The following is a 25,422-nucleotide window of genomic DNA, read 5'->3' as shown; positions in this document are numbered from 1 at the left end:
ACACACACATGGGGCACTCGCACGACCACTCGCACGGTTATGGGCACGGTCATGGGCATGGGCACGGGCACAGTCATGGGCACGGGCACGGGCACAGTCATGGGGAGGACCATCACCATCCGAACGGCGAGCTGGACGCGTCGACGCTGGCGGCGTTGGACGAGTCGGTGCCGGACAGTGATCTGTCGCCGGCTGAGGTGACCCGCCGGGGGTTGTTGCGGTCGGCGGGCATCCTCGGAGGTACGGCAGCGCTCGCGGTCAGTGGCGCGCAGTTCGCGGCGGCGACCGCGCCGAAGGACGGGTTCGTGTTCAAGCACGGCAACCGCCCGAACGTCTGGCTGGCCGGCGACCACCACATCCACACCCAGCTCAGCTCCGACGGCATGTACCGGGTGATCGACCAGGCTCGGCACGCGGCGGCGTTCGGCCTGGACTGGCTGGTGATCACCGACCACGGCGGTGCGACGCACGCCCGGATCGGCGTCGACCTGGTCAACCCGCAGATCAAGGCAGCACGGTCGGAGCTCAAGAACACCCTGATCTTCCAGGGACTGGAGTGGAACATCCCGGCCGCCGAGCACGGCACGGTCTTCGTCGCCCCGGGCAGCCGCGAGGTCGACGTACTCAAGCAGTTCGAGAACAGCTACGACGGCAGCGTGAACAACGCGGGCGCGAACTCGCCTGCCAATGAGGCGCTCGCGGTGTCAGGCATCCAGTGGCTCGGCCAGCAGGTCGACAAGCGCCGCGTCGCGGACGCGCTGTTCCTGGCCAACCACCCGGCCCGCAACGGCATCGACAGCCCGCACGAGATCCGCAACTGGCGGGACGCCGACCCGCGGATCGCGGTCGGGTTCGAGGGCGCGCCCGGCCACCAGGCCGGCGGTCTGCCGAAGGGGATCGGCGCGGGCGGCCCGCGCGGCCTCTACGGCAACGCGCCGAACCCGAACTCGTTCCCCGGCTACCCGGCCGAGAGCTACCGCACCTGGGGCGGCTTCGACTGGATGACGGCGACCGTCGGCGGCCTGTGGGACAGCCTGCTCGCCGAGGGCAAGCCGTGGTGGATCAGCGCCAACTCCGACTCACACGTGAACTGGAACGAGACCTCCCGCCGGCCCGACGGCTCCTCCCAGGAGCAGTTCGACCGCGACGGCCGCTACATGGACCCGGTCTACGGCAACGCGGTCAACTCGACAGCGAGCGACTTCTGGCCGGGCTTCTACAGCCGCACGCACGTCGGCGCCGACCAGCGCGACTACCTGTCGGTGATGGATGGCCTGCGCAACGGTCGCGTCTGGGTCGATCACGGTGCGCTCGTCAAGGGCGTCGAGGTCGAGGTCCGCGAGGTCGGCAAGCGGTACGGCGAACCGCTCGGAGGCGCGCTGGTCGTGCGCAAGGGCCGACCGGTCGAACTCGTCGTACGCATCACTACGCAGACCGTCCCGAACTGGGCAAACTTCGTGCCGACGCTGAACCGAGTCGACGTGATCAGGGGCTCGGTGACCGGCCCGGTCAGCGATCGCGACACGTTCACCACGCCGAACACGAAGGTCGTCAAGCAGTGGGACACCTCGGGTAAGCGCGGCACCTTCGAGCTCGTGTACCCGCTGGGCAAGGCGGAGGAGGCGCACTACGTGCGCGTCCGCGGTTCCGACGGGCACCGTAGCCAGCCCGGCTACCTCGGTGCGGCGGTCGACCCGGCCGGACCCCAGCTGGACGTGGTCGGCGATGCGGACCCGTGGGTCGACCTGTGGTTCTACACCAACCCGATCTGGGTGCTGCCGAAGTAGGGACCTGACGTGATCATCGCGATCGACGCGGACAGCCAGGACACGGCCGCGGCCGACCACCTGCTGTACGACCTGCTCGACGCCGTGGACCAGCCGGTCGTCGCCTGCACTCATATGATTCCAGCTATGGTGTCAGGCGCCGACCGGCCGCACGTGGCGGTGTCACTCACCAGCACCGCCGACCTGGCCGAACCGATCCGGTCGGCGGTCGCCGGGCGGGACGTCGGTCTGGCCATCACGCGACCTGGTGCCTCCGAGCCGGAGCTGGCCGGCCCGAGCCGTCTCGTCCGCGGCGCGTACGTCGCCGCCGTCGAAGCAGCCCTGGGTACGACGGGACGCGTGGTCCGCTGGCCCGGTCACGAGCTGGGCCACGGCGTACTGCCCGCCGCCGAGCTCCGCACCCGCTGCGGCATCGACCACCTGGAAGGCCTCGGCGGTGTGTCCATCGAGGACGACACGTTGATCGACACCCTCGACTTCCTCCGCCCACTACGCCGCGACGGCCGCCTGGTCCTCCAGGTCCAACCAGCCGCCGGCGATCTACTCATCCCCTTCGAACTCCAACACCAACAGAAGTGCTGCGCCGACCACTGACGCACAGCGAGCTACTGTCGGAGCATGGGCAGTAAGACCGGAAAGTTCCTCGGCGTCCCGTATGACTGGCGACGCCCGACCTTGGACCGGACAAGGTCACGCTGGTGGAATCCCGACGACCCGCGGTTGTTCACTCCGAAGGTCCTCGGCTGGGGCTACGACCTCAACTTGGCTCGGCTCTTCGGCCGGCATCCGAAGAACTAGCTCCACGCAGTCGAGTCCCGCAGGACGTCGGGCAACTCGCCGATGACGCCTAGTCGTTGGGTGCAGCGGGTGAGGGCGACGTACAGGTCGCGGAGGCCGCGGGGTGACTCGATCACGATGCCGTCGGGGTCGACGACGAGGACGGAGTCGAACTCGAGGCCCTTCGCCTCGCGGGCGCTGAGAACCGTGACGCCGGTGAGGTTCGCGACTGCCTCCTGGACGAGTTCGAGCCGGCTGCGGGACGTGATGATCCCGACCTGTCCGTACTGCGTCTCCTCGGCGGCGATCTTGTCGACGTACAACGCCTGCTCGGGCGCGGGTACGTCGGCGTGCCACGGCTTCACGCCGGTCGACCGTACCGACTGTGGTGCCCGCGCGGACGGATCGACCGCTCGCAAGACGTCCTGAGCGAGATCCATCACCTCGGCCGGGGTGCGGTAGTTCAGGGTGAGCTCGGCCAGCCGCCAGCGATCGCCGAACGTCTCGCCGAGTGCGGCCGACCAGCTCGTCCCGCCGCCGATAGCACCGGTCTGCGCGACGTCGCCGACCACGGTCATCGAGCGCAGCGGACAGCGGCGCGCGATCGCCCGCCACGCCATCGGGGTCAGCTCCTGCGCCTCGTCCACGATCACGTGCCCGTACGTCCAGCGCCGATCGGCCGCGGCCCGATCCGCCAGCGTGCGGTCGTCGTCCGCCTCGTACCGCTCGGCCAGCGCCTCGGCGTCGAGGATGTCCTTCGCGGTCAGGATCTCCGCGTCGTCGTCATCGTCGAAGTCGGTCGAACCCGAACCGGACAGCACGTCGAGCGCGCCCTGTGCGTAGGCGACCGCCCGCGCACGGGCCGCCCGTTCGCGCGCCGCCTCGGTGCCGTCGTCGCCGAGCAACTCGGCTGCCTCGTCGAGCAGTGGCACGTCGGACGGACTCCAGTCATCGCCGTACCGCAGGAGATGCTCCCGCTCGAGTGCGCTCAACTGCGGCGCGGCCAGCGCCAGCCGATCCTCGTCGCCGTACAGATCCTCGAGGAGCTTTCGCGGGCTGAGCAGCGGCCAGAGCTGATCGAGGAGCGCTTGGATCGCGGGCTCGGCCAGCACCTCCTTGCGCAGTTCGGCGAGGTCGTACTCGTCGAGGATCATCTCGCCGTCGAGCGGGTCGATGCCGATCAGTTCGGCGTACTGGTTCGTCAGGTGGTCGACCATCTCGGTCTGGAAGAACGGGCGGGCCTGGTTGTGCGTGAGGTTCCGGTTGCGGGCCCTGGTCTGCGCTGCCAGGCAGACGGACGGTTCGAGGCGGAGCTCGGTCCGGTCGACGGTGACGTGGATCGGGCGGTCCGGGAGCCACTGCCGGTCGGCGACCGCCTTCGCGACCACCTCGGCCATCACCGTGCGGCCCTTGACCTCGGCGCTCTCCGGCGTCTCCGGCCGGGTCGCGGTCAGGCCCGGGTACAGCTCGGCGATCGTGACGAGGCGGACGCCGTCCTCGCCGAGTGACGGCAGCACCTGGCCGATGAACCGCAGGAACGCCGCATTCGGCCCGACGACGAGAATTCCGCGCTTTTCCAGTTGCTCACGATGCGTGTAAAGCAGAAATGCGGCCCGGTGCAACGCGATCGCGGTCTTTCCGGTCCCCGGACCGCCTTGGACGACCAGGATTCCGGGCAGCTCGGAGCGGATGATCCGGTCCTGGTCTGCCTGGATCGTCTGCACGATCGACTCCATCCGGCCGGTCCGGCGGGCCTCCAGCGCCTTCAGCAGGACGGCCTCGCCGATCACGCCGGTGCCGGGCTTGGACGCGTCTACGGCGTCCCGCTCCAGGTCGAGCTGCTCGTCCTGGACGTCGACCACTTTCCGCAGCCGGGTCTGGATGTGCCGGCGCCGGACGATGCCGTGGTTCGCCACCGCGGTCGCGACGTAGAACGGCCGCGCGGCGGGGGCACGCCAGTCGACCAGCAGGGGTTCGTAGTCCGCGTCGTGCAACCCGATCCGGCCGAGGTGCAGGATCTCGCCGTCGGCGCTGTCGAGGCGGCCGAAGTACAGCCCCTCCTCGGCCGCGTTCAGCCGGGCCTGGCGCAGCTTGAGATCACGGATCCGGCCGTCGCGCTGGTGCAGGGCCTGGGCGTTGCGGGTCTGGACCAGTTGGGCGTCGTTCGCGCGCTGTTCGGCTCGCTCGCGCTCGGCGTCCAGCGCGGCGTAGAACGTGGTCAGGTGCGCCTGTTCGGCGTGGACCGGATTCGGCAATTCCTACCCCTTGTGTTAAAATACGTCCCGTTGGTTATCAGGCCACATTTCGGTATTTCCAGTAGCAGCCAACAAATCCTTGAGTTTATCTCCTCCAGCGGCTTTTCTGTACCGCGCTCTGTCCCGGGATCGCCCCCGTGGTGCACCATCGGGGGATGGTGTCCCACTACATCGTCCCGCCGTACCTGCTCGAGCAGCTCGCGAGCACCGTGGACGACCCCAACCTCCGTGCCCGGTTCCGGCAGTCGCTGCAGCACGACGCCGTACTGCGAACACGCCCCGCCGCCGGGCTCGCTCGGGCGACCGAGGCCGGCGGCCTGCAACGCGCTGTGTACGACGCTGAACACGAGACGAACCTGCCCGGCACTCCGGCCCGCGCCGAAGGTGAGGACCCGGTCCAGGACGAGGCCGTGAACCAGGCGTACGACGGGACCGGCGCGACCTGGAAAATGTTCAGCGAATGCTTCGGCCGCGACTCGATCGACGGCCAGGGACTCGTGCTCACGTCGACCGTGCACTACGACCGTGGGTACTCGAACGCGTTCTGGGACGGCGCGCAGATGGTCTTCGGTGACGGGGACGGCGAGATCTTCGCCGGTTTCACGGGGTCGGTCGACGTCACCGGACACGAGCTCACCCACGGCGTCACGCAGTACACCGCGAACCTCGCGTACGAAGGCCAGTCGGGGGCGCTGAACGAGAGCATCTCCGACGTCTTCGGCTCCCTCGCCAAGCAGCATCACCTCGGTCAGAGCACCGAAGAGGCCGACTGGCTGATCGGCGCAGGCTTGTTCATGCCCACCGTCCAGGGTGTCGCACTCCGCTCGATGAAGGCCCCGGGAACGGCGTACGACGACCCGCGACTCGGCAAGGACCCACAGCCCGACCACATGTCCGGCTACATCGAGACCGATAACGACAACGGTGGCGTCCACCTGAACTCCGGTATCCCCAACCGCGCCTTCTACCTGACCGCCGCGGCCATCGGCGGCAACGCGTACGACGATGCCGGCAAGATCTGGTACACCACGCTGACCTCAGGCGGGCTTTCCGAGACCAGCACCTTCCAAGACTTCGCCGAGGCAACCCAGGCCAGCGCACGCCAGCTGTACGGCGAGGACTCCGACCAACTCGCCGCCGTCACCGAGGCCTGGCAAACCGTCGGCGTCCTCCCCGGCGCGACCTCCGACGAACCTGAGACACCCGAAGAACCTGAGACCACCGCTCAGCCCGATCTCATGTCCGCCGCCCAGACCGAGCTGCAACCCAGCACTCCACCCTCCCTGCCGCCCACAGTGAAAGACAAGGATTGACCTCAAGTCCTGTTGAGGTATTAGCGTCGCCCGCGTGACTGTTCATCCGCTGCGGCTGGCACTGCTGACGCGCAACCTGGACGCCGGGCGGTTCGGGACGCTGGTGACGCAGTGGTTCGCCCAACAGGTCGAGCGCAGCGACGAGTTCAAGCTCGACCTGGTCGATCTGAACGCAGTCGGCCTCGCGGACCTGCCACGCCGGATCGTGGATGCGGATGCGGTGGTGATCGTCACGGCAGAGTACAACCACGCGTATCCGGGCGACCTGAAGACCGCGATCGACGCCGTACGGCGGCCTTGGTACGGCAAGCCGGTCGCATTCGTGGTGTACGGCGGCCGATCGGGCGGCGTGCGTGCGGCCGAGCAGCTCCGCCTGGTCTTCGGCGAGCTGCACGCGGTCACGATCCGCGACACCCTCGGCTTCCACGAGACCGACTTCACTCCGGCCGGCGAGCCGGTCGACCCCACGACGCCGGGTGCCGCCGCCGCACTGCTCCGTCAGCTCGCCTGGTGGGCGCGCTGTCTCCGTGACGCTCGAGCGCAAACGCCGTACCCGGAATAGGTCGCGATCGCTCGCGGTTGCTGATTGAACGTGACAGCCGAACCGATGCCCCTGTCCGTGCTCGACCTCTCGCCGGTGCCGACCGGCTCGCGGCCGTCGCAAGCGCTGCTCGAGACGCTCGAACTGGCCCGCACCGCCGAGGCCGCCGGCTACCACCGGTACTGGCTGGCCGAGCACCACAACATCCCCAGCGTGGTCAGCACGAGCCCTGAGGTGATGATCGCGGCCGTCGCCGCCGCCACCTCCAGCATCCGGGTCGGCTCCGGCGGCATCATGCTGCCGAACCACTCACCGCTCAAGGTTGCCGAGACGTTCCGCGTCCTGGCCGGTCTGTATCCGGACCGCATCGACCTCGGCATCGGCCGAGCCCCCGGCACCGACCAGCGCACCGCGCTCGCCCTGCGTCGCAGCCGGGAGGCGCTCGGCGCCGACGACTTCACCGAGCAGTACGCCGAACTCCGCGCGTACGCCGAAGGCTTCCCGGCCGGCCACCCCTTCGAGCCGATCTCGGCCCAGCCGGACGACGTACCGCTGCCGCCGGTCTGGATCCTCGGTTCCAGCACGTACGGCGGTCAGGCGGCCGCCATCCTCGGGACCGGGTTCGCGTACGCCGGTCACTTCGGGACCCTCGATCCGGCCGGTGTCATCTCGGAGTACAAGACGAACTTCCAGCGGTTCGAGCACGAGTCCGAGCCGCACGCGATCCTGGCGCTCGCCGCGATCGTTTCGGACACCGAGGAGCGGGCCCAGCAACTCGCCCGCGCCAACGCGCTGTCGATGCTCCGCCTCCGCTCCGGCCGCCCGGGCCCGCTGCCGTCCCCGGAGGAGGCCGAGGCCTACCCGTGGTCGGACGGCGAGCTCGCCGCCGTCGAGGAATGGGCCGGCCTGGTCTCAGTCGGCACCCCCGAGCAGGTGGTCGCCGACCTGAGCCGCCGAGCGAACTCGGCCGGCGCCGACGAACTCATCATCACGACCAACATCCACGACCCGGCGGAGCGCCGTCACTCGTTCGAGCTCCTGGCCGGCGCCTGGGGCCTGAAGCCGCGCTAGCCCCCAGCACCCCGGACGTGCTCGAAGATCAGGCTCGTCTCGGCGTGCACCACGGCTGGATCCGCGGTCAGGTGGTCCAGCACGAATTCGCGCAGCGCGTCCGGTGACGCGGCTGACACGTGCAACAGGTAGTCGTTCGCGCCGCTGACGTGGAAGAGCGACAGCACCCCCGGTAGCCCTGGGACTTTGCGACGGAACCGGTCGATCTCGTCGCGTGAGTGCGCGCCGATCCGGATCGCGACCAGCGCCTGCAGCGGCTGACCGAGCGCGCCCAGATCCACGTCGGCGTGGAACCCGCGGATCACTCCGCGCTCGCGCAACGAACGCACCCGCGTCAGGCAGGTCGACGGCGCGATGCCGGTCGCCTCGGCGAGAGCGTTGTTCGGCATCCGGCCGTCGGCGGCGAGCAGCCGGACCAGCTCCCGATCCACCTCGTCGAGCCCGCCGGGCAGCGGCCGCGGGGCCGGTCCGGGGCTCCGACGATCCTTCGGCATGGCACCACTGTAGAGCGCGTCCACAGAATCCACAGCGTGTGGACAGGCCTGTGGATGAACTTTCTTCGGAACTATTGCACTCAGTCCGCAGAAGATTCCATCCTCGACCTCGACCGCAGCTGTGGAGGAGGCCACGGATGACCGTGTTTTTGGCCTCGCCCCCGGCTCGGCGGGTCATGGGGCTTTACTCCCGGCCTTCCCTCGTCGCTCCAGTCGCTGCGCTCCCTCCGCTCCTCAGTCCAGGCCGGGAGGCCCCATGACTGTGCTTTTGGCCTCGCCTCCGGCTCGGCGGGTCATGGGGCTTTGCTCCCGGCCTTCCCTCGTCGCTCCAGTCGCTGCGCTCCCTCCGCTCCTCAGTCCAGGCCGGGAGGCCCCATGACCCAGTTCGACACCCGGTCGGTGCACGCCGGCCGCGACGACCTGACCGCTCTCGGCGTCCACGTTCCGCCGATCGACCTGTCCACGACCTACCCGCTCCCCTCGGTGGACACCGGCGGGACGTCGTACGACGCGCTTGCGGAGGGCCGCGGTCCGGACGGCGGCAGCCTCGTCTACCAGCGGCTGTGGAACCCGACCGTCGCTCGCTTCGAGGACGCCCTGGCCGAGCTCGAGCACTGCGACGGCGCGGTCGCGTTCGGCTCCGGCATGGCCGCGCTCACCGCCTGCCTCCTCGCTGCCGTCGCCGCGGGCCGTCCACATGTGGTCGCCGTACGACCGCTGTACGGCGGATCCGACCACTTGTTATCCACAGGCCTCCTGGGGACAACGGTCACCTGGGCGGAGGTCACGGACGTCGGCTCGGCCGTCCGGGCCGATACCGGCCTCGTGATCGTGGAGACGCCGGCCAACCCGACCGTGGACCTTGTGGATATCTCGGCGGTGGTGCGCCAGGCGGGCGACGTACCCGTGCTGGTGGACAACACCTTCGCGACCCCGGTCCTGCAGCAGCCGGCGCGGCACGGGGCGAGCCTGGTGTTGCACTCGGCAACCAAGTACCTCGGTGGTCATGGCGACGTCATGGGAGGCGTCGTCGCGGCCGGCGTGGAGTGGGTCGGCCGGCTTCGGCAGATCCGCGCGGTGACAGGTGGTCTGCTGCACCCGTTGGCGGCGTACGAACTGCACAGGGGACTGCAGACGCTGCCAGTTCGAGTACGGGCGCAGCAGGCCACCGCCATCAAAGTCGCCGACTGGCTCTCGGCTCAGCCCGCCGTCGAGCGGGTGTATTACCCGGGACTGTCCGACGAGCAGGGACTCATCGGCCGCCAGCAAGCCGGCCCAGGCGCGGTCCTGGCCTTCACCCTCGCGGACGGCTACCCCGCCGCCGCCCGCGTCGCCTCGTCCCTCCGCCTGATCACCCACGCGGTCTCACTCGGCGGCGTGGACACCCTGATCCAGCATCCGGCGGCAGTCACCCACCGCCTGGTCGCCCCCGAGGCCAAGCCGCCCGAAGGCCTCCTCCGCCTCAGCCTCGGCCTCGAAGACCCAGAGGACCTCACATCTGATCTCCAGCAGGCATTTAGCCAGGTACTGCGACCGGTCGGGTGAGAACCCGGTCGATGATGCCGTAGTCGCGGGCGGCTTCGGGGGTGAACCAGCGGTCCCGGTCGAAGTCGGTGGTGATGCGGTCGAGCGACTGCCCGGTGCGGTCGGCGATCAGGTGGGCGAGGTCCTCCCGCGCCTTGATCGCCTGTTCGGCCTGCACCTTGATGTCACTCGCCGTACCTCCCATGCCACCCGTCGGCTGATGCATCATGATCCGTGCGTGCGGCAGCGCGTACCGCTTCCCGGGCGTGCCACACGTCAGCAGCACCTGCCCCATCGACGCGACCATCCCCATCGCGTACGTCGCCACGTCGTTGCTGATGAAGTTCATCGTGTCGTAGATCGCCAGCCCGGCCGACACGGAGCCGCCGGGGGAGTTGATGTAGAGCGAGATGTCCGCCTTCGGGTCCTCGGCGTTCAGCAGGATCAGCTGGGCGCACAGCGCGTTGGCGTTCTCGTCCTTGATCTCGTCGCCGAGGACGAGGATGCGCTGCCACAGCAGTCGCTCGTAGATGTGCCGGTCCAGGTTGTTCGGTAGCTCGCTCATGCTCCCCAGCCTGCGGGCGGAGCGTCCGGAAGTGGTCAGGAATCTGCCCGTGGCAGATCTGCCCACTGCAGACCCGGCCGGGATGGCACACTCGATACAGGACATCCGGAGGCGAGGAGGGCCACGACGTGTTGCTACGCCAGGTGATCGGGAACGTCTTTCGCCGGTTGCGGCGCGAGCGGGGGATCACCCTGCGCGAGCTCGCCGAGCTGGCTCAGGTGTCGGTGCCCTACCTGTCCGAGATCGAGCGCGGCCGCAAGGAGCCGTCCTCGGAGATCCTCGCCGCGATCTGCCGCGCCCTGGACCTCGAGCTGACCGACCTGCTGGCCGAGGTGCAGTTCGACCTCGCCACGGCGGTCCGCGCCACGCTGCCGATCCACCTCCAGACCGCGTCCATCCGGGTCGAGCAGTCGTCCCCGCACCGCATCCCGTCGTCTCCGCACGCGCACTCCGCTTCCGCCCAGGCCTTCGCCCTGGTCGCTTAGTTGGTGCGCTGGTACGAGAACCCGGCCGCCCGATCCTGGCGTACGGCGCCTGCACCGGCGGAGGTACTGGCGTTCCACCAGAGCCTCCCCGGCTACCGGCCGACCCCGCTGACCGCTGTCCCGTCGCTGGCGTCCGAGCTCGGCGTCGGCCAGGTCCTGGTGAAGGACGAGTCGCACCGGCTCGGCCTGCCCGCGTTCAAGGCGCTCGGAGCGTGGTGGGCAATCCACCGTGCGCTCCAGGATCGCCCAGGTCCGGTGGAGCTCGTCACCGCAACTGACGGCAACCATGGCCGGGCCGTCGCGCGCCGGGCCGCGATGCTCGGTCTGCCGTCCCACGTGTTCGTCCCTGATGTGGTGAGTGACGCGGCGATCGACGCAATCCGGTCCGAGGGAGCCACGGTGACCGTCGTACCCGACTCGTACGACGCCGCGGTCGCCGAGGCAGCGTCGTGCGCGTCGGATGACCGGCTGCTGATCCAGGACTCGGCGTGGCCTGGGTACGAGGTGGTGCCGCAGCACATCGTCGACGGGTACTCGACTCTGTTCCGGGAGATCGACGCACAGCCCGATCTGGTCGCCGTACCGATGGGAGTGGGCTCGATCGCCCAGGCCGCCGTCACCCACTACCGCAGTGGTCCGATCACACCCGCCGTGCTCGGAGTCGAGCCCGCCACCGCGTCCTGCGTCACCACCAGCCTCCTGGCCGGTGAACTGGTGACTGTGCCTACTGGCAAGACGATCATGGCCGGCCTGAACTGTGGCACCCCATCCACCCTCGCCTGGCCCGTACTGCGCTCAGGCCTCGACTACGCGGTCACCGTCTCGGACGAGGAGGCTTTGCGGGCCGCGGACGACCTGAAGGCATCCGGCATCTCCTCAGGCCCGAGCGGCGCCGCCACGCTCGCCGGCCTGCGCGCAGCTCGCAACCGCTTGGCCCTCGCCCCGGACACCACAGTCATCCTGATCAACACCGAGGGCGCAGCCGCGGGGGTGCTGTCGTGAAGTACGTGGTCAGGTTCCCGGTGGACGATCGGGAGTTGTCGACGTTGCATGCGCTCGCGTTCCAGAGCGAGCTCGAGGTCAGTGCGTGGGCGGAGCGGTTGGAGCGGTGGGCGCTGACCTGGGTGGGGGCCTTCAGCAACGATCAGCTGGTCGGGTTCGTGCAGGTGTGCTGGGACGGCGGTGCGCATGCGTTCGTACTGGACACCGCCGTCCATCCGGATCACGGTCGGCAGGGGATCGGGAAGCAGTTGGTGCTGACCGCGGCCGAGGAGGCCAAAGCTGCCGGGTGTGAGTGGTTGCATGTCGACTACGAACCGCAACTGAAAGCCTTCTACGAGGACGCGTGCGGCTTCCGGCCGACCGACGCCGGGCTGCTCAAACTCCGATAGCCGTCAGGCGCTCGGTCGAGATACACGAGGTCAGGCAGCGTTCCTTCTGGTCGCCCAGGAGATCCGCGGTCCACGTGGTGAAGCCGCCGTCGCCCAGCTCGGACCCGTCGCGGCCGATGCCCAGCGCCGTACCGGAGTAGTAGTTCGCGCTCTTCGTCCGCTCGGTGTCCTCGGCGAGCTCGACCTTCAACGCCGGCCGGACCGTGTCGTCGATCCGCTCGCGCACCGCCGACGGCGTGAACATGGTGAAGCTGAGGTCGGCCTCATCGCCCAGTACGTCGTGCCAGAAGCGCAGGTGATCGACCAGCAGCTCCGCCTCGGTCCGCCCCGAGCCCGTGTCCCGCGCACTCGACACCAGGACGAACAACTCGAAGTGCGCGAACATCCCCGGTCCGTCGACCGCCTGCGCGCGTACCACCCGCTGGCACGCGGCGAGGTCGACCCGGGTCTGTCCGGCCCGACGCCGTACGGCGGCCTCGATCGCGAGCTCGTTGGTCGGGTCGCTGGCGACCTCGGTCCCGCGGATCGTGCTGAGCACCTGGTGCTGGTTGATGGTCGCCATCGCCGAGCTCGTGCCGAGCGGCGTCACCGGCGACAGCTCGACGCCCGCGAACTTCGCGGGCAGCCGCTCCCAGAGGTGCTGGTGAGTCTTCGCCAGCCGGCGCGGATCGGTGGTCGACGGCCGGACGAACCGGTCCTGCTGCCACCGCTGCAGCAGCCTGGCGGGCGTCACCTTGGCGGCGCGCTCGCGACTCACGTCCAGCAGCACCGACTGCAGCTCGGACTGGCTCAACTCGTCGACGAGGGCGTCCCGGCTGCCATCCGGCAGCTTCGCCCAGAACCGCGCGCTCACATCTCCCATCGCCCCACTGTGACGGAACGCGGTCTCCCGGCGCTCCCCATTTAGCTCTGTACCTACTAGTATGTTCAGCATTCGACCGAGAGGGTGGACGCCGTGTACGCGATGCAGTACGAAATCTCGTTGCCGACCGACTACGACATGGGGATCATTCGTCGCCGGGTGGAGACGACCGGGCATCGGCTCGACGACTTCGACGGACTCGGCCTGAAGGCGTACCTGATCCAGGACCGGGCGAACGGCGCGATGGTCAACCAGTACGCGCCCTTCTACCTGTGGAACGATCCGGCCGGGATGGGCCGGTTCCTGTGGGGTGGAGGCTTCTTCACCGCGATCTGTACGTCGTTCGGCCGACCGCCGGTGCGGCACTGGACCGGGGTCGAGGCGCTGTCCGGGCCGGCTGTGGATCAGCCGGCGCTGAGCGCCACCAAGCACACGCAGTTGCTGACTCCGGACGTGGACCCAGCGGATCCGGTGGCGGCGGCGGTGGAGACGCTCCGCGAGACGGCGGGTCTGGCGCAGGTGCACTCTGCCGCGCTGGCAGTGGATCCGACCCGGTGGGAGCTCGTTCACTTCACGCTGTGGAGCAGTGCGGAGCCGGGTGCGGTGCCGGGAACTCGGTACCAGGTCCTGCACTTATCCACACCTGGCACAAAAGACCTGCTCGGCGGCTGACATCGCCGTATCTTCTTGGACATGAGATACCCGAGCCCGCACCTTTGACGTTCTGACCGACCCGACCGCCTGCCACGCGGCTTGTCCGCGCGCATCGTCGCCTTCGAGGCGCTGCAGGACTTCATCCCGCTGTATCCGCTGTACCAGTTGCTGTTCGCCGATCACGGACTGTCGGCGGCCCAGATCTCGACGCTGTTCGTCATCTGGTCGACGACCGCGTTCGTCCTCGAGGTGCCGTCGGGTGCCTGGGCGGACACGTACTCCCGGCGCAAGCTGCTGGTTCTCGGTGCACTGATCAGCGGGCTGGGCTACGCCGCGTGGATCACGCTGCCGTCGTTCGCCGGCTTCGCGCTCGGCTTCGTGCTGTGGGGTACGTCGTCGGCGCTGATCTCCGGCACCTTCGAAGCCTTCGTGTACGACGAGCTCGCGGCCCGCGACCGCACCGACCGTTACGCGAGCCTGCTCGGCCGAGCCAGGTCCGCGTCGTTCGTGGCGAACCTCGTGGCAACCGCGTTGGCGACGCCGCTGTTCGACCTCGGCGGTTACACGTTGGCCGGTGTTGTCAGTGTCGCCAGCTGCCTGACCCAGGCAGTGGTGGCGTGGTCCCTGCCCGAAGCCCGGCCGGTGGAGACCGCTCGAGAGTCGGATGAGCCGGGCGCGAAGGCAGCCTTCACCAATTACCTTCGCATGCTGCATTCCGGTGTGACGGAGGTGTTGACCAGTCGTCTGGTCCGGCGAGCAGTGGCGCTGGTTGCGTTGCTCGGTGGATTCCTGGCGTTCGACGAGTACTTCCCGTTGCTTGCCCGAGAAGCCGGTGCCAGCACCAGCGCGATCCCGTTGCTGATCGCCGGTACGGTCGCCGCCCAGGCGATCGGCGGTGCGCTCGCGGGACCGGCGTACAAGTTGCCTGCAGCAACCTTTGCAGTTGGGTTGGCCGCAACGGCGGTGCTGATCGCGGCCGGCTCGCTCAGCCGGTCGGTTTGGGGCTTCCTGCCGATCGCGCTCGGGTACGGCGTGATGCAGCTGGTGATCGTGATCGCCGACGCGCGGCTGCAGGACTCCATCGCCGGACCGGCGCGGGCGACCGTCACGTCGGTCTCGGGGTTCTTCGCCGAGGTCTTCGCGGTCGCGGTCTACGCGGGGTTCGCGGTCGGGTCGATCTGGTTCACGATGTCGATCCTGGTCGCCGCGTTGACGATCCCGGTGGTGCTGACGGCACTCGTCGTACCGTTCGCGCTCCCGGCGCCGCGCGATTCGGTGAGCGCCGAAGCAACCGACACCTAGCCTCACATCATCAGCAGAGAGAGCGTTCCAACAGCATGAGGAAACAGGGTGTGCCGGCCGCCGGCGCGGCCGCGGTGACGGTGGTGTTGTGGGCATCGGCGTTCGTCGCGATCCGCCACGTCGGTCAGGAGATCTCGGCCGGCGCCCTGTCCCTGGGCCGGTTGCTGGTCGGCAGTGTGCTGCTCGGCATCTTCGTGTTCACCCGGCCGCGGCGCTGGCCGGCGCGGGCGGACTGGAAGTTCCTGCTGATCTGCGGCCTGCTCTGGTTCGGCGTCTACAACCTCGCGCTGAACGAGGCCGAGCGCCGCCTCGACGCGGGGACGACGGCGATGCTCGTGAACATCGGCCCGCTACTGATCGCACTGCTGGCCGGCGTACTGCTGCACGAGGGATTCCCGCGCCAGCTCCTGATCGGCAGCGTCGCCGCGTTCGGTGGTGTCGTCCTGATCGGTCTCTCGTCGTCTTCGGGGACAACCGAGACCTGGGGTGTCCTGCTCTGCCTGGTGGCCGCTGCGGCGTACGCGATCGGTGTCGTGTCGCAGAAGCCGTTGCTCGCCCGCCTGCCCGCGCTCGAGGTGACTTGGCTGTCGTGCCTGATCGGTGCGGTCGCGTGCCTGCCGTTCGCGCCGACGCTGGTCCGGGAGGCGGGCGACGCCAAGCCTTCGACCATCTGGTGGGTGGTCTTCCTCGGTGCGTTCCCGACCGCGATCGCCTTCACGACCTGGGCTTACGCGCTGGCCCGGACCACGGCCGGTCGAATGGGGGCTACGACGTACCTGGTTCCGCCGCTGACGATCTTCCTCGGCTGGCTCCTCCTCGACGAGAGCCCGGCGCCGCTGGCGTACCTCGGCGGAGTGCTCTGTCTGATCGGTGTCGCGATCTCCCGTTATCGGCGGCGGACCGTGGCGGCGACCCCGGCTGTCAAGGTGGCCAGTCCGGATTCGAAGCCGCTGTCGAAGTCGTAGGCGAGCCCTTCGGAGCCGAGCTCGCCGACGATCCGGGCGAGGGTGGGTGCCTTGCCTGCAGGCAGCCCTTCCACGCGGGTGAGCAGATCGGGAGCCAGTTCGAAGGTGTCGGCGCGGACCGAGGCCTCGCCCAGACTGAAGCCGTGGAGGAAGTCGATGAGTGTGTTCGCCGCCTCGAAGACTTGGCGCGGTGACAGACCGGCCCGGTCGAGCGCGCGATAGAACGGCTCCATCGTGACCACCACGACGTCCGACACCGCCGAGGTGTCCGAAAGCACCTGCAGGGCGAGGTTCGGATGGGCCCGGAGTGCGTTCCGGTAGACCCGCGCGGCGTCCTTCAGCTGTTCGTCCCATGGCACGGTGTCGCCCGGGTCGGGGTACTCGAGCCCTGCGAACACCAACTCCGCGAGACCGGCCAGGACGGCAGCCTTGTTCGGAAGGTGGTGGTAGAGCGACATCGGGTTGACCTCGAGCGTCGCGGCGAGCCGGCGCATGGTCAGCGCGTCGATGCCCTCGTCGTCGACGATCCGCAGCGCCGCGGTCAGGATCGCCTCCCGGCTGAGCCGCTCCTCGCCGGCCCGGGGCCGTCCGGAGCGCTTGCCAGGGTTAATCATACGTCGTATGGTACATAATCATACAGTGTATGGAAAAGGAGGAGGCGGCATGAAGCCGTTGGCGGGGAAGGTGGCGCTGGTGGCCGGCGGGAGCCGGGCGGCCGGGCGGGGGATCGCGGTCGAGCTCGGCGCCGCCGGCGCGACGGTTTACGTGACCGGCCGCAGCACGCGGGCCGGGCGATCCGAGATGAACCGGCCGGAGACGATCGAGGACACCGCGGAGCTCGTCGACGCGGCCGGCGGCCACGGCATCGCCGTACCGGTCGACCATCTCGTGCCCGACCAGGTACGCGACCTGATCGACCGGATCGAGCGTGAGCAGGGCGCGCTGCACATCCTGGTCAACGACATCTGGGGTCAGCACGGCCAGCCCGAGTGGGACAAGACGGTGTGGGAGAGCGACCTCGAGGGCGGCCTGCGGTTGCTGCAGCTGGGCGTACACACGCACGCGATTACCAGCCACTACGCGCTGCCGCTGCTGATCAAGTCGCCCGGCGGCCTCGTCATCGAGATGACCGACGGGACGAACGACTACAACGCCGACCACTACCGCGTGTCGTTCTTCTACGACGTCGCGAAGGGTGCCGTCAGCCGGATGGCGTTCGCCCTGGCCCACGAGCTCGCCCAGTACGACGCGACCGCCGTACTGCTCACCCCCGGCTGGCTGCGCTCCGAGGCAATGCTCGACGGCTTCGGCGTGACCGAGGCGACCTGGCAAGACGCGACCGAACGCATCCCGCACTTCGCGATCTCCGAAAGCCCGTCGTACGTCGGCCGCGCGGTAGCCGCCCTCGCTTCCGATCCCGACGTGCGCCACTGGAACGGCAAGTCCACCTCCAGCGGCGAACTGGCTCAGCTCTACAACTTCACCGACCTGGACGGCACCCGCCCCGACGCCTGGCGCTACATCACCGAAATCCAAGACCCCGGCAAACCAGCCGACACCACCGGCTACCGCTGAAGCCGGATCACGTCGCCAGCTGACGCCGACCGCTGAAGCTTGCAGGCGGACAGGCCATGTCGCCGGCTGACGCCTACAACTTGTAGGGCGGACAGACGACGTCGCCGGCGCCCGCCGCTGCAACTGGCCGCGCATCTGCCGACAGGGCCGCATGCGGATGTGATGCTGCGATCGGGATCCCCAGCGTCGCCGCCATCGCGAGCACCTCTCGCCGCGACGTCACGGCCACCGCCGGATCCCGCTCGTACACATAGGTGAGCTCAGGCCACCGAGCCTGCGCGGGATGCACGAGCACATCACCCCCGAGCACCGCCCGCTCCGTCACCACCGACTGATGTCCAGGCGTATGCCCCGGCGTCGGCACCAACCGCATCCCCCGCAACGCGGTCTCCCCTTCCACCACCCGCAACTGCCCCGCGTCCACGATCGGCCGAATCATCCGCTCGTACGTCACCCCACCCCGCACGTGCTCGACCTCGTCCCGCTGCACGACGTACTCCGCCCGCGGAAACATCGGCACCGCCCCATCCGCAGCCCATCCCACGTGATCCAGATGCACATGCGTCAACACCACCGCATCAACCTCATCCACCCCCACCCCCGCCAACCCCAACAACCCCGGCAACCGCCCCGAAACCCCCAACCACTCCCCAGCCTCACCCCCAGCCGGCCCCACCCCCGCATCCACCAACACAACCCCCGAATCCCCAGCCACCAAGAAGCTATGAAAATGCAGCCACCACCCGTCCCCCCGCACGTTCCCCGGCATCACGTCAGCAGTCCACCCGGCATGCTCAGCCGTCCACCCAGGCAACGCATCCGAAACCCCCTCCGGAAACACCGCCACCGCATCACAGAGCACCGTCACATCCATCCGCAACCTCCCCTCACCCGACCCACGGCCGCTCAGCTGCCCAGCCGCTGGGAAAGCCCAGCTCATGAAGACCGCGTCCGCAGGCAGTGATCTCCTCGCTCAGCAATTCGCTGACCTGCGCCGCCCAGTGCGGTCCTTGGCCGACGCGCGCCAGCAGGAAGGCGACGATGCACAGTGTCGAGTAGATCCGGAAGTGCGACACCTCACGATCGGCCAGATGATGCAGGTCCGGGATCGAGCGCAGATGGCTCGGCGCGATCTGATCGACGAGGTTCCTGTTCCACAGTCGAGAATGGTGGGCGCAGACATTGCGAACGTAGTTGAGCACCCGCAACCAGTTGGCCTGTGCGCCGCCGTTGCCGTCGCTGTGCCTATCCAGGATGTCCAGCCTGGCCGCGATCTCGTTCCGATCCGACGACTTCAGTCCTTGGAACAGGTAGCTCATCGAGCCGAAATCCAGGATCTCGGTCATCACCCAGACCGGGAGCCGCCCGTCGTACTTGTGCTGGAAGTGCAGGACGAAATCCTCCGACGACCTGGTCTGTGCGGCGAGCATCTTCCGCAGCCATCGGTCGTAGGTGCTCGGCCGGCCGCCGCTGGACCGGGTGAAGCGACCGTCGAGATTCCCTGCGTCCAAGTGCGCATAAGCCCCACGTCGTCCGAGCGTGAATCCGATCAAGACGCGAACACCGATCTCGATCCGCTCGAGAGCGTCGAGGACGTGCAGTTTCAGTCGGCGATCGGCGTCGTACAGCCTGACCACCTGTCGGAAGGTGGTGCCCTCGACGAACTGGTCGTCACGGTCAGGGCCGTCGAGGCGGCGGCGGTAGGAGTACCAGTAGCCACTCAGCCGGTAGTAGCCGATGGCACGCAGCAGGCGCTCCGCGTCGGCCTCGTCGTCGACGATCAGTCCTCTGCTCTTCAGCAGGCTGACTTGGTCGGCGAACGCGAGGTGGGGCTTGGTGTAGGCAGTCACGGAAATCCCCCAGGGACAAAGAAAACCAGCCCGTGCCTCGAGGGGCAGAGGGGCTGGCCGTGTTGTGAACAAGCATACACCGACGGCTTGTCCGCGTGCGGCAGGAAATCCAGGATTGTGGATATCAGGGCACGAGCATCCAGGTCGCGAGGGTGGCCATGAGTACGGCTATGGCTGTGTCGAGGAATTGCCAGGAGCGGGGGCGGGCGAAGAGGGGGGTCAGTTTGCGGGAGAGGAAGCCGAGAGTGAAGAACCAGGTGAAGCTGGCGGTGACGGCGCCGAGGCCGTAGAGCCAGCGGCCGTCGGTGCCGCGTTGGTTGGCCAGGGAGCCGAGCAGGACGACGGTGTCGAGGTAGACGTGCGGGTTCAGGTAGGTGAATCCGAGGCAGGTCAGTACGACGCTGCGGAGGGCCGCGGGGGCGTGGTCGGCGGGGCTGATGGAGCCGGGGTTGAGGGCTCGCTTCGCGGCGAAACCGGCGTACAGGAAGAGGAACGCGGCGCCGCCGAACTTGGCGATGTCGAGGGCCAGTTGGCTGCGGGTGAGCAAGGCGCCGAGGCCGGCGATGCCGCCGGAAATCAGGAGCGCGTCGGACAGTGCGCAGGTGAGGACGACCGGCAGTACGTGTTCACGGCGCAGGCCCTGACGGAGCACGAAGGCGTTCTGCGCGCCGATCGCGACGATCAGGGTCAAGGACGTGGCAAAGCCGGCGAGGAGGGGCATGTCGTCGACGGTAGGAAGTTTCAGCTGTACAAACCAGCTAAAGATTCTCACGCACCATTAGAATTGCTTCATCATGCAGTTCGACTCCGCGCAGCTCGAGACGTTCGCGGCCGTCGTCGACGAAGGCAGTTTCGACGCGGCCGCCCGGCGTCTGCAAGTGACGCCGTCCGCGGTCAGTCAGCGGATCAAGGCCCTGGAGAGCCGGCTCGGCCAGGTCGTGGTGATGCGCGGGAAGCCCGCGCGACCGACCGAGGCCGGCCAGGCGGTGCTCCGGCTCGCCCGCCAGGTCTCGTTGCTCGAGCTCGAGGCGATCACTGCTGTCCGGGGTACGGTCGACGCGCTCCGGCTCCCGATCGCGGTGAACGCGGACTCGCTCAACAACTGGTTCCTGCCCGCCATGCTCGACCTGTCGCAGAACCATGACGCCAGGTTCCTGGTTCACCAGGAGGACGAGGAGCACTCCGCCGAGTTCCTCCGCAACGGCACGGTCCTGGCCGCGGTGACCGCCGATCCACGGCCGGTCCAGGGCTGCCGCGTCGTACCGCTCGGCAAGATGCGGTACCTGCCGGTCGCCACCCCCGAGTACGCCGAACGCTGGCTGACTGGCAAGCCGCTGGCCGATGCGTTGGCGGACGCCCCGATGATGGTGTTCAACGCCAAGGACATTCTCCAGCACCGCCTGATCCGCAAGGTCACCAGGCGGAAGCTCGATCCACCGACCCACGCGGTCCCGGCGCCCGGTGCCTTCCACCAGGCCGTCCGGATCGGGCTCGGCTGGGGAATGATCGAGGACGAGGTCGCCGAACCCGAGCTGGCCGCCGGCCGCCTGGTGGATGTTGCCCCAGGCAAGTACATCGACGTGCCGTTGTACTGGCAGCACTGGAAGCTCGAGTCCGGCATCCTCGACGCGCTCACGGCCGCGGTGCTGCGGGCCGCTGCGACTGGTCTTCGTACGTCCTGAGGTCGATCGCGTTGCCCACCTTCAGCGGCAGCTCGTCGATCAGCTTCCGCCACGGCAGGTACGGCAGCATCCGGAAAGTGAGGTTCCGCAGCGCCGCGAACCACTTGCCTCGATCCGCCAGGTTGCGGACCGGCTCGAATGCTAGCCCCAGCGGACCGGCTCGAGGGTCAGTCCCAGCGCATTGCCATCGGGTTGTCCGGCGGGATCACACCGGCGGACATCAGCGTGGCGCTCAACGGGTGCACCAAGTCGTGCAGCTCGGCGGTCAGTTCGTCCCCCAGCGCTCGCCACCCCTGCTCGGCCAGCGCGTCCGTGGTGTCCTCGACCTGCTGCCGCAACGCTCGCCCGGCGTCCGTGAGCGCGCCTGCAGAGTCGAGCAGCCCACGATCGCGCAGGTCGTCCTCAGCGGCGGCCCAGTCCTCATCGCTCCACCGCCTGTTGACCTGGAAGACCTCCTTGGACGGGCCACCCGCGGCGGAGATCGTCACGCACGTCTGACACGGGCTGAGGCCCGCGCCGACCAGCGCAGCCACATGCCCGTCACCCCGGGACTCCCGCAGGATCGTCGTCGCCTGCCACAACACCAGATGTGGTTCGTCCGGCCATTCCAGCGCCGCGTTAGCCGCGGCGATCGGTCGCCCGCCAACAGGCGCCAGCTCGGCGGCCCGACGAGCCACCTCGGCCGCGCGACCGAACGAGGCGCTCGGGAAGAGACGCCGTACGGCGCTGTCGACGGCCGACAACCGTGCGTCGAGCAGCTGTTCCGGAGTCGCATAGCTCCAGGCATCCGGCAACGCACGAGCGACCATCGCCGGGTGGAAGTTGTAGAACACCGCGGCGACGAGAGCCGGGCCGACCGGACCGAGAGGAGCTGCCCGGCAACCGAAGTAGCTCATCCAGCCACCCTTCAGACCGAGGGCGTCCGTGGCCTGCCTGGTGTCCGGCGAGAAGTACGTGATCGCGTGAAACGGCTCAAGCGCCTTCCACATCCGGCGAGCCCGGTTGTCGGTCATGGGGCCTCCCGGCCTGGACTGAGGAGTGGAGGGAGCGAAGCGACTGGAGCGACGAGGGAAGGCCGGGAGTAAAAGCCCCATGACCGCCGGCGCCGGAGGCCCGGCCATTAGCGCAGTGGGCGGTACATCACGTGCAGACCGACGTACCCGAGCTTGGGGTGGTTGAACGCCTCGGGGACGGTGCCGGCGATGCGGAAGCCGAGGGTCTGCCAGAGGTGCACGGCCGGCTCGTTCGTCTCCACCACGGCGTTGAACTGGATCGACCGGAAGCCCTCATGGCCGGCCCACGCGATCATGTCCTCGCAGAGCAACCGGCCGACACCCTTGCCGCGGGCCGCACCGTCGACCATGAAGCTCGCGCTGGCGACATGCGCGCCGGGGCCCGGCCGGTTCGGATACATGTTGGCGCTGCCCAGAACGGTGCCGTCGGCATCGACCGCAACCGTGGTCCGGGCCAACGGCGAACTCGACGGCGACATCCACAGCGCCCGCGCCTGCTCCTCGGTGAGTTCCGGATCGTAGGTGTACGTCTCCCGCGCGGTGACGATCTCGTGAAAGAACGGCCAGATAGCGGGCCAGTCAGCGTCGGTAGCAATCCTGATCTGCACAGTCATCGTGCGAGAAGCATCACCCGTCAGAGACCGGATGCCAAGTGGATTGCCGATAGGCTGTCCGAGGATGACAAACACCGTGGTCCAAGGGCTGCCGCGCTGGAGTCTGGCCGTCCCCCCGCTCGCTTTCGTTGTCCTGCTGCTGTCCTGGGGCCGTGACCTGGGCGCGGTGCTGCTGATCCTGGTCTGCGCCGGGCTCGGCGCGGCGGTGATCGCCGCGGTCCATCACGCTGAAGTCGTCGCCCATCGGGTCGGTGAACCGTTCGGGACCCTGATCCTCGCGCTCGCCGTGACCATCATCGAGGTCGCGCTGATCGTCACGCTGATGGCGTCCGGCGGTGCCAAGGCTGCGTCGCTCGCCCGCGACACGGTGTTCGCCGCGGTGATGATCACCTGCAACGGCATCCTCGGACTGTCTCTCGTTGTCGGCTCAGTGCGGCACCACGTCCAGGAGTTCCGGGTCCACGCCTCCAGCAGTGCACTGGCCGTGATGACCGCGCTCGTCACGCTGAGTTTGGTGCTGCCGACGTTCACCACGAGCGCGCCGGGTCCGCAGTTCAGTCCGCCGCAGCTCGCGTTCGCCGGCGTCACGTCCTTGATCATGTACGGCGTCTTCGTCTTCGTGCAGACGATTCGGCACCGGGACTACTTCCTCCCGGTCCAGTCGGACACCGACGCCGCCGACGACGAGGAGGTGCACGCCCACGCGCCGAGCGGGAAGGTCGCGCTGGCCAGCCTTGGCTTGCTGTTCGTCTGCCTGATCTCGGTGGTCGGCCTGGCCAAGACGGTCTCGCCGAGACTGGAGTCGGCGGTCGAGTCGGCCGGCGCGCCGCTGGCTGTCGTCGGTGTCGTGATCGCGCTGCTGGTGCTGCTGCCGGAGACGGTTGCCGCAGTACGCGCGGCACTGCGGAACCGCCTCCAAACCAGTGTCAACCTGGCGCTCGGCTCGGCCCTCGCGAGCATCGGCCTGACCATCCCGGCGATCGCGGTCGCGTCCATCTGGCTGAGCGGACCGCTCGTGCTGGGGCTTGATGGCAAGGAACTGGTGCTGTTCGCGCTGACCGTGGTGACCAGCACACTCACTCTCGCCACCGGTCGGGCCACGCTGCTTCAGGGCGCCGTCCACTTGATGGTGTTCAGCGCGTTCCTGTTCCTCGCGGTAAGCCCTTGAGGTAGTCGATCACCGCTTGCTGGTGACTGTGCTCGGCCCAGCCCAGCGCGTTCCCGCCGTACGACGGATCACGCCGCTCCGGGTCCGCGCCGAGCTCGATGAGCTTCTTGACCGTGTCCAGGTGACCGTTGATCGCCGCCTGGTGGATCGGCCCTGACCCGCCCATGATGTCGAGGTCGAAGCCCAGGTTCCGCAATGGCTCCAACGCCTCGGTCCGCCCGATCTCGCCTGCCCGGATCGGCAGATAGGGATTGCGTGCGACGGCCCGCGCGGCGAGCTCGGGGCTGACGTCCGGGGTCTCGCCCCGCATGATCGCGGCGAACACCTCGTGGACCTCGTCCAGCGGAGCCGCACCGCGAGCGCGGAGTAGCTCGGCGATCTCGGCGTGCCCCTGTACGGCGGCCAGCTCGTACGCGCGATGCCCGCAGAACACCGGATGTTCGGTCCCACGGCCCTCCGGATCGGTGCCCTGGGCAAGCACTAGCTCGACCCGATGGAGGAGGCCGGTCGAGGATGCGAAGACCAGTTCGTCCTCGAGGAGCTGCTGAGGTGCCGGGTGTGCGGTCGTCATCCGCTCGTGCCACGGACCGCCGTCGCCCCGGCCCAGTCCGTACTCGAGGAGGAGCTCCAGGTGCACATCGTCGTACGGCGGGGGAGCCCCGGGACCGCAGTTGTACATGGTCTGGCTGTCGTTCGGATCGGCGCCCGCCTCCAGCAGCAGCCGGGCGAGCTCGACCCGGTCGCGATGCGGTGGCTGATCGCCTTCACCTCGGCCGAATACGCCGGTCAGGGCGGTGAACGGTGACGGCAAGCCCTGCCACAGATAGCCCGCGTTCGGATCCGCGTCGTGCTCGAGCAGCAATCGAGCGATCTCGACCTGATGGGGTGCGTCGAGGCGGCTGTAGGTCAGATACAGCAACGGTTCCCACCGGTACGGTCCGCCTTCTGCCCGCGCGTGCTGTGGAAGCTCCGCCCGTACGGCGTCCAGCTCGCCGGCCACCACCTTCGTGTAGATGTTGCTCTGGGCAACCTCTGGGAACCGGTCCAGGAGATCCCGGGCGGATTGCTGCCGGGCCGGATCGTCCTGGCCGTAGTGCAGTGTCGCCAGCCGGAGGAACTCGTCAGCGCGTTGCTCCGGCGTGTCGAGCGGCCCACCGATCGTCTGGCGATGCGGGGAACGGCTGTACTTGTCGACGAGCTCGAGATGGCGCACGATCCGCGGCCAGCTCGGGAACCCGTAGCTGCGGGCGATCACCAATTGCGCGTCGGCCAGCGATTGCACGGGATGGAACTCGTCGGCCAGGGCAACGGCTTCGCGGTCGCCGGATCGGACCTGCTTGAGCAACGTCTTGGCCTGCTTGCGCAGGTGCTCCAGGTTCGGGTCGTCCGGGAGATTTCGGGTCGGCATCGCGACCTCCTCTCTACGAGCCTGCTGTCCGCGTGGTCAGGCGAGAAAGGAGGTGAACATCTGCCACATCGCTCCGTGAACAGGTGGGCTGAGCCCTTCCCGCGGACCGGTGGCACCCTGCGTGCC

27 protein-coding genes are annotated in these 25,422 nt (G+C 68.6%); 16 read left to right on the top strand and 11 right to left on the bottom strand.

Annotated features, from left to right (window positions below; all coding sequences use genetic code 11):
* The first annotated feature begins 8 nt into the window (after positions 1–8).
* Genes ACZ3HV_RS25260 through ACZ3HV_RS25250 form a run of 3 tightly spaced genes read left to right on the top strand, consistent with a single transcriptional unit; the run spans position 9 to position 2,585 of the window.
* Entirely contained in the window at positions 9–1,787 is a 1,779-nt protein-coding gene (locus ACZ3HV_RS25260; RefSeq protein ID WP_465687431.1) for a histidinol-phosphatase, read from the top strand.
* Between the two features lie 9 nt (positions 1,788–1,796).
* Positions 1,797–2,381, top strand: a complete 585-nt coding sequence (locus ACZ3HV_RS25255) for a hypothetical protein (RefSeq protein ID WP_465687430.1) — start codon at positions 1,797–1,799, stop codon at positions 2,379–2,381.
* Between the two features lie 24 nt (positions 2,382–2,405).
* A complete protein-coding gene (locus ACZ3HV_RS25250; protein ID WP_465687429.1) occupies positions 2,406–2,585 on the top strand; it encodes a DUF5808 domain-containing protein in 180 nt (59 codons plus the stop codon).
* Here ACZ3HV_RS25250 and ACZ3HV_RS25245 read toward each other — a convergent pair.
* Positions 2,582–4,819 (bottom strand): HelD family protein, encoded by a 2,238-nt coding sequence (locus ACZ3HV_RS25245; RefSeq protein WP_465687428.1) that lies wholly within the window; start codon positions 4,817–4,819, stop codon positions 2,582–2,584. The genes ACZ3HV_RS25250 and ACZ3HV_RS25245 overlap by 4 nt on opposite strands.
* A 155-nt stretch (positions 4,820–4,974) precedes the next feature.
* Here ACZ3HV_RS25245 and ACZ3HV_RS25240 point away from each other — a divergent pair, with 155 nt between their 5' ends.
* The 3 genes from ACZ3HV_RS25240 to ACZ3HV_RS25230 are packed head-to-tail and all read left to right on the top strand — an operon-like array spanning position 4,975 to position 7,744.
* Complete coding sequence (locus tag ACZ3HV_RS25240) at positions 4,975–6,132, top strand: M4 family metallopeptidase (protein WP_465687427.1); 1,158 nt, start codon at positions 4,975–4,977, stop codon at positions 6,130–6,132.
* A gap of 34 nt (positions 6,133–6,166) precedes the next feature.
* A complete protein-coding gene (locus tag ACZ3HV_RS25235) occupies positions 6,167–6,694 on the top strand; it encodes an NADPH-dependent FMN reductase (RefSeq protein ID WP_465687426.1) in 528 nt (175 codons plus the stop codon).
* Positions 6,695–6,724: 30 nt separating this feature from the next.
* Positions 6,725–7,744 (top strand): LLM class flavin-dependent oxidoreductase, encoded by a 1,020-nt coding sequence (locus tag ACZ3HV_RS25230; RefSeq protein ID WP_465687425.1) that lies wholly within the window; start codon positions 6,725–6,727, stop codon positions 7,742–7,744.
* Here the strand turns inward: ACZ3HV_RS25230 and ACZ3HV_RS25225 are convergent.
* Positions 7,741–8,238 (bottom strand): Lrp/AsnC family transcriptional regulator, encoded by a 498-nt coding sequence (locus tag ACZ3HV_RS25225; RefSeq protein WP_360361120.1) that lies wholly within the window; start codon positions 8,236–8,238, stop codon positions 7,741–7,743. The genes ACZ3HV_RS25230 and ACZ3HV_RS25225 overlap by 4 nt on opposite strands.
* 375 nt (positions 8,239–8,613) lie before the next feature.
* Between ACZ3HV_RS25225 and ACZ3HV_RS25220 the strand changes: the two genes are divergently transcribed.
* Positions 8,614–9,783, top strand: coding sequence for a trans-sulfuration enzyme family protein (locus ACZ3HV_RS25220; RefSeq protein WP_465687424.1), 1,170 nt, complete (start codon positions 8,614–8,616; stop codon positions 9,781–9,783).
* Here the strand turns inward: ACZ3HV_RS25220 and ACZ3HV_RS25215 are convergent.
* The gene (locus ACZ3HV_RS25215) at positions 9,755–10,327 is read right to left on the bottom strand and encodes a ClpP family protease (RefSeq protein ID WP_465687423.1); all 573 of its coding nucleotides are present in this window, start codon (positions 10,325–10,327) and stop codon (positions 9,755–9,757) included. The two genes, ACZ3HV_RS25220 and ACZ3HV_RS25215, sit on opposite strands and share 29 nt — an antisense overlap.
* A gap of 128 nt (positions 10,328–10,455) precedes the next feature.
* On the opposite strand from ACZ3HV_RS25215, the gene ACZ3HV_RS25210 reads away from it, so the two are divergent.
* The 3 genes from ACZ3HV_RS25210 to ACZ3HV_RS25200 are packed head-to-tail and all read left to right on the top strand — an operon-like array spanning position 10,456 to position 12,203.
* Entirely contained in the window at positions 10,456–10,812 is a 357-nt protein-coding gene (locus ACZ3HV_RS25210) for a helix-turn-helix domain-containing protein (protein WP_465687422.1), read from the top strand.
* A gap of 3 nt (positions 10,813–10,815) precedes the next feature.
* Entirely contained in the window at positions 10,816–11,814 is a 999-nt protein-coding gene (locus ACZ3HV_RS25205) for a pyridoxal-phosphate dependent enzyme (RefSeq protein ID WP_465687421.1), read from the top strand.
* On the top strand, positions 11,811–12,203 hold the full coding sequence (locus ACZ3HV_RS25200) for a GNAT family N-acetyltransferase (protein ID WP_465687420.1): 393 nt from the start codon (positions 11,811–11,813) through the stop codon (positions 12,201–12,203). The genes ACZ3HV_RS25205 and ACZ3HV_RS25200 overlap by 4 nt, the downstream gene beginning before the upstream one ends.
* Here the strand turns inward: ACZ3HV_RS25200 and ACZ3HV_RS25195 are convergent.
* Entirely contained in the window at positions 12,190–13,065 is an 876-nt protein-coding gene (locus ACZ3HV_RS25195) for a hypothetical protein (RefSeq protein ID WP_465687419.1), read from the bottom strand. The two genes, ACZ3HV_RS25200 and ACZ3HV_RS25195, sit on opposite strands and share 14 nt — an antisense overlap.
* Positions 13,066–13,167: 102 nt before the next feature.
* Here ACZ3HV_RS25195 and ACZ3HV_RS25190 point away from each other — a divergent pair, with 102 nt between their 5' ends.
* The 3 genes from ACZ3HV_RS25190 to ACZ3HV_RS25180 all read left to right on the top strand — a co-directional run bounded on the left by ACZ3HV_RS25190 (position 13,168) and on the right by ACZ3HV_RS25180 (position 15,986).
* Complete coding sequence (locus ACZ3HV_RS25190) at positions 13,168–13,737, top strand: DUF4865 family protein (RefSeq protein ID WP_360361651.1); 570 nt, start codon at positions 13,168–13,170, stop codon at positions 13,735–13,737.
* 81 nt (positions 13,738–13,818) lie between these two features.
* Positions 13,819–15,021, top strand: coding sequence for an MFS transporter (locus tag ACZ3HV_RS25185; RefSeq protein WP_465687418.1), 1,203 nt, complete (start codon positions 13,819–13,821; stop codon positions 15,019–15,021).
* Between the two features lie 35 nt (positions 15,022–15,056).
* Entirely contained in the window at positions 15,057–15,986 is a 930-nt protein-coding gene (locus ACZ3HV_RS25180) for a DMT family transporter (RefSeq protein WP_465687417.1), read from the top strand.
* Here the strand turns inward: ACZ3HV_RS25180 and ACZ3HV_RS25175 are convergent.
* Complete coding sequence (locus tag ACZ3HV_RS25175; protein WP_465687416.1) at positions 15,908–16,600, bottom strand: TetR/AcrR family transcriptional regulator; 693 nt, start codon at positions 16,598–16,600, stop codon at positions 15,908–15,910. The two genes, ACZ3HV_RS25180 and ACZ3HV_RS25175, sit on opposite strands and share 79 nt — an antisense overlap.
* 49 nt (positions 16,601–16,649) lie before the next feature.
* Here ACZ3HV_RS25175 and ACZ3HV_RS25170 point away from each other — a divergent pair, with 49 nt between their 5' ends.
* Positions 16,650–17,561 carry an SDR family oxidoreductase gene (locus ACZ3HV_RS25170; protein WP_465687415.1) on the top strand — a complete coding sequence of 304 codons (912 nt, stop codon included), beginning with the start codon at positions 16,650–16,652 and terminating at the stop codon, positions 17,559–17,561.
* A gap of 73 nt (positions 17,562–17,634) precedes the next feature.
* On the opposite strand, the gene ACZ3HV_RS25165 is transcribed toward ACZ3HV_RS25170, so the two are convergent.
* The 3 genes from ACZ3HV_RS25165 to ACZ3HV_RS25155 form a co-directional block, all read right to left on the bottom strand.
* The gene (locus tag ACZ3HV_RS25165; RefSeq protein ID WP_465687465.1) at positions 17,635–18,330 is read right to left on the bottom strand and encodes an MBL fold metallo-hydrolase; all 696 of its coding nucleotides are present in this window, start codon (positions 18,328–18,330) and stop codon (positions 17,635–17,637) included.
* A 118-nt stretch (positions 18,331–18,448) separates the two neighbouring features.
* On the bottom strand, positions 18,449–19,411 hold the full coding sequence (locus ACZ3HV_RS25160) for an Abi family protein (protein ID WP_465687414.1): 963 nt from the start codon (positions 19,409–19,411) through the stop codon (positions 18,449–18,451).
* A gap of 124 nt (positions 19,412–19,535) precedes the next feature.
* Positions 19,536–20,132: a LysE/ArgO family amino acid transporter gene (locus ACZ3HV_RS25155; RefSeq protein ID WP_465687413.1), complete on the bottom strand. Its 597-nt coding sequence runs from the start codon at positions 20,130–20,132 to the stop codon at positions 19,536–19,538.
* Between the two features lie 73 nt (positions 20,133–20,205).
* Here ACZ3HV_RS25155 and ACZ3HV_RS25150 point away from each other — a divergent pair, with 73 nt between their 5' ends.
* Positions 20,206–21,093 (top strand): LysR family transcriptional regulator ArgP, encoded by an 888-nt coding sequence (locus ACZ3HV_RS25150; protein WP_465687412.1) that lies wholly within the window; start codon positions 20,206–20,208, stop codon positions 21,091–21,093.
* 167 nt (positions 21,094–21,260) lie between these two features.
* Here ACZ3HV_RS25150 and ACZ3HV_RS25145 read toward each other — a convergent pair whose 3' ends face one another.
* Entirely contained in the window at positions 21,261–22,106 is an 846-nt protein-coding gene (locus ACZ3HV_RS25145; protein ID WP_465687411.1) for an SCO6745 family protein, read from the bottom strand.
* Positions 22,107–22,213: 107 nt separating this feature from the next.
* Complete coding sequence (locus ACZ3HV_RS25140) at positions 22,214–22,720, bottom strand: GNAT family N-acetyltransferase (protein WP_465687410.1); 507 nt, start codon at positions 22,718–22,720, stop codon at positions 22,214–22,216.
* Positions 22,721–22,784: 64 nt separating this feature from the next.
* Between ACZ3HV_RS25140 and ACZ3HV_RS25135 the strand changes: the two genes are divergently transcribed.
* Positions 22,785–23,888 carry a calcium:cation antiporter gene (locus ACZ3HV_RS25135; protein WP_465687409.1) on the top strand — a complete coding sequence of 368 codons (1,104 nt, stop codon included), beginning with the start codon at positions 22,785–22,787 and terminating at the stop codon, positions 23,886–23,888.
* Here ACZ3HV_RS25135 and ACZ3HV_RS25130 read toward each other — a convergent pair.
* Positions 23,854–25,296, bottom strand: a complete 1,443-nt coding sequence (locus ACZ3HV_RS25130) for an ankyrin repeat domain-containing protein (RefSeq protein WP_465687408.1) — start codon at positions 25,294–25,296, stop codon at positions 23,854–23,856. The two genes, ACZ3HV_RS25135 and ACZ3HV_RS25130, sit on opposite strands and share 35 nt — an antisense overlap.
* Positions 25,297–25,422 lie beyond the last annotated feature (126 nt).

Source organism: Kribbella sp. NPDC020701, from assembly GCF_055562215.1.
Note: the sequence above shows the minus strand (reverse complement) of the source record. Positions and strands in the feature narration are given on the sequence as shown.

Excerpts from the sequence above, each read along its gene's own strand:
- ACZ3HV_RS25260 (WP_465687431.1), top strand. The coding sequence starts at position 9 with ATGGGGCACTCGCACGACCACTCGCACGGTTATGGGCACGGTCATGGG.
- ACZ3HV_RS25250 (WP_465687429.1), top strand. The coding sequence starts at position 2,406 with ATGGGCAGTAAGACCGGAAAGTTCCTCGGCGTCCCGTATGACTGGCGA.
- ACZ3HV_RS25240 (WP_465687427.1), top strand. The coding sequence starts at position 4,975 with ATGGTGTCCCACTACATCGTCCCGCCGTACCTGCTCGAGCAGCTCGCG.
- ACZ3HV_RS25225 (WP_360361120.1), bottom strand. The coding sequence starts at position 8,238 with ATGCCGAAGGATCGTCGGAGCCCCGGACCGGCCCCGCGGCCGCTGCCC.
- ACZ3HV_RS25220 (WP_465687424.1), top strand. The coding sequence starts at position 8,614 with ATGACCCAGTTCGACACCCGGTCGGTGCACGCCGGCCGCGACGACCTG.
- ACZ3HV_RS25215 (WP_465687423.1), bottom strand. The coding sequence starts at position 10,327 with ATGAGCGAGCTACCGAACAACCTGGACCGGCACATCTACGAGCGACTG.
- ACZ3HV_RS25195 (WP_465687419.1), bottom strand. The coding sequence starts at position 13,065 with ATGGGAGATGTGAGCGCGCGGTTCTGGGCGAAGCTGCCGGATGGCAGC.
- ACZ3HV_RS25190 (WP_360361651.1), top strand. The coding sequence starts at position 13,168 with ATGCAGTACGAAATCTCGTTGCCGACCGACTACGACATGGGGATCATT.
- ACZ3HV_RS25180 (WP_465687417.1), top strand. The coding sequence starts at position 15,057 with ATGAGGAAACAGGGTGTGCCGGCCGCCGGCGCGGCCGCGGTGACGGTG.
- ACZ3HV_RS25175 (WP_465687416.1), bottom strand. The coding sequence starts at position 16,600 with ATGATTAACCCTGGCAAGCGCTCCGGACGGCCCCGGGCCGGCGAGGAG.
- ACZ3HV_RS25170 (WP_465687415.1), top strand. The coding sequence starts at position 16,650 with ATGAAGCCGTTGGCGGGGAAGGTGGCGCTGGTGGCCGGCGGGAGCCGG.
- ACZ3HV_RS25165 (WP_465687465.1), bottom strand. The coding sequence starts at position 18,330 with ATGCCGGGGAACGTGCGGGGGGACGGGTGGTGGCTGCATTTTCATAGC.
- ACZ3HV_RS25155 (WP_465687413.1), bottom strand. The coding sequence starts at position 20,132 with ATGCCCCTCCTCGCCGGCTTTGCCACGTCCTTGACCCTGATCGTCGCG.
- ACZ3HV_RS25150 (WP_465687412.1), top strand. The coding sequence starts at position 20,206 with ATGCAGTTCGACTCCGCGCAGCTCGAGACGTTCGCGGCCGTCGTCGAC.
- ACZ3HV_RS25145 (WP_465687411.1), bottom strand. The coding sequence starts at position 22,106 with ATGACCGACAACCGGGCTCGCCGGATGTGGAAGGCGCTTGAGCCGTTT.
- ACZ3HV_RS25140 (WP_465687410.1), bottom strand. The coding sequence starts at position 22,720 with ATGACTGTGCAGATCAGGATTGCTACCGACGCTGACTGGCCCGCTATC.
- ACZ3HV_RS25135 (WP_465687409.1), top strand. The coding sequence starts at position 22,785 with ATGACAAACACCGTGGTCCAAGGGCTGCCGCGCTGGAGTCTGGCCGTC.
- ACZ3HV_RS25130 (WP_465687408.1), bottom strand. The coding sequence starts at position 25,296 with ATGCCGACCCGAAATCTCCCGGACGACCCGAACCTGGAGCACCTGCGC.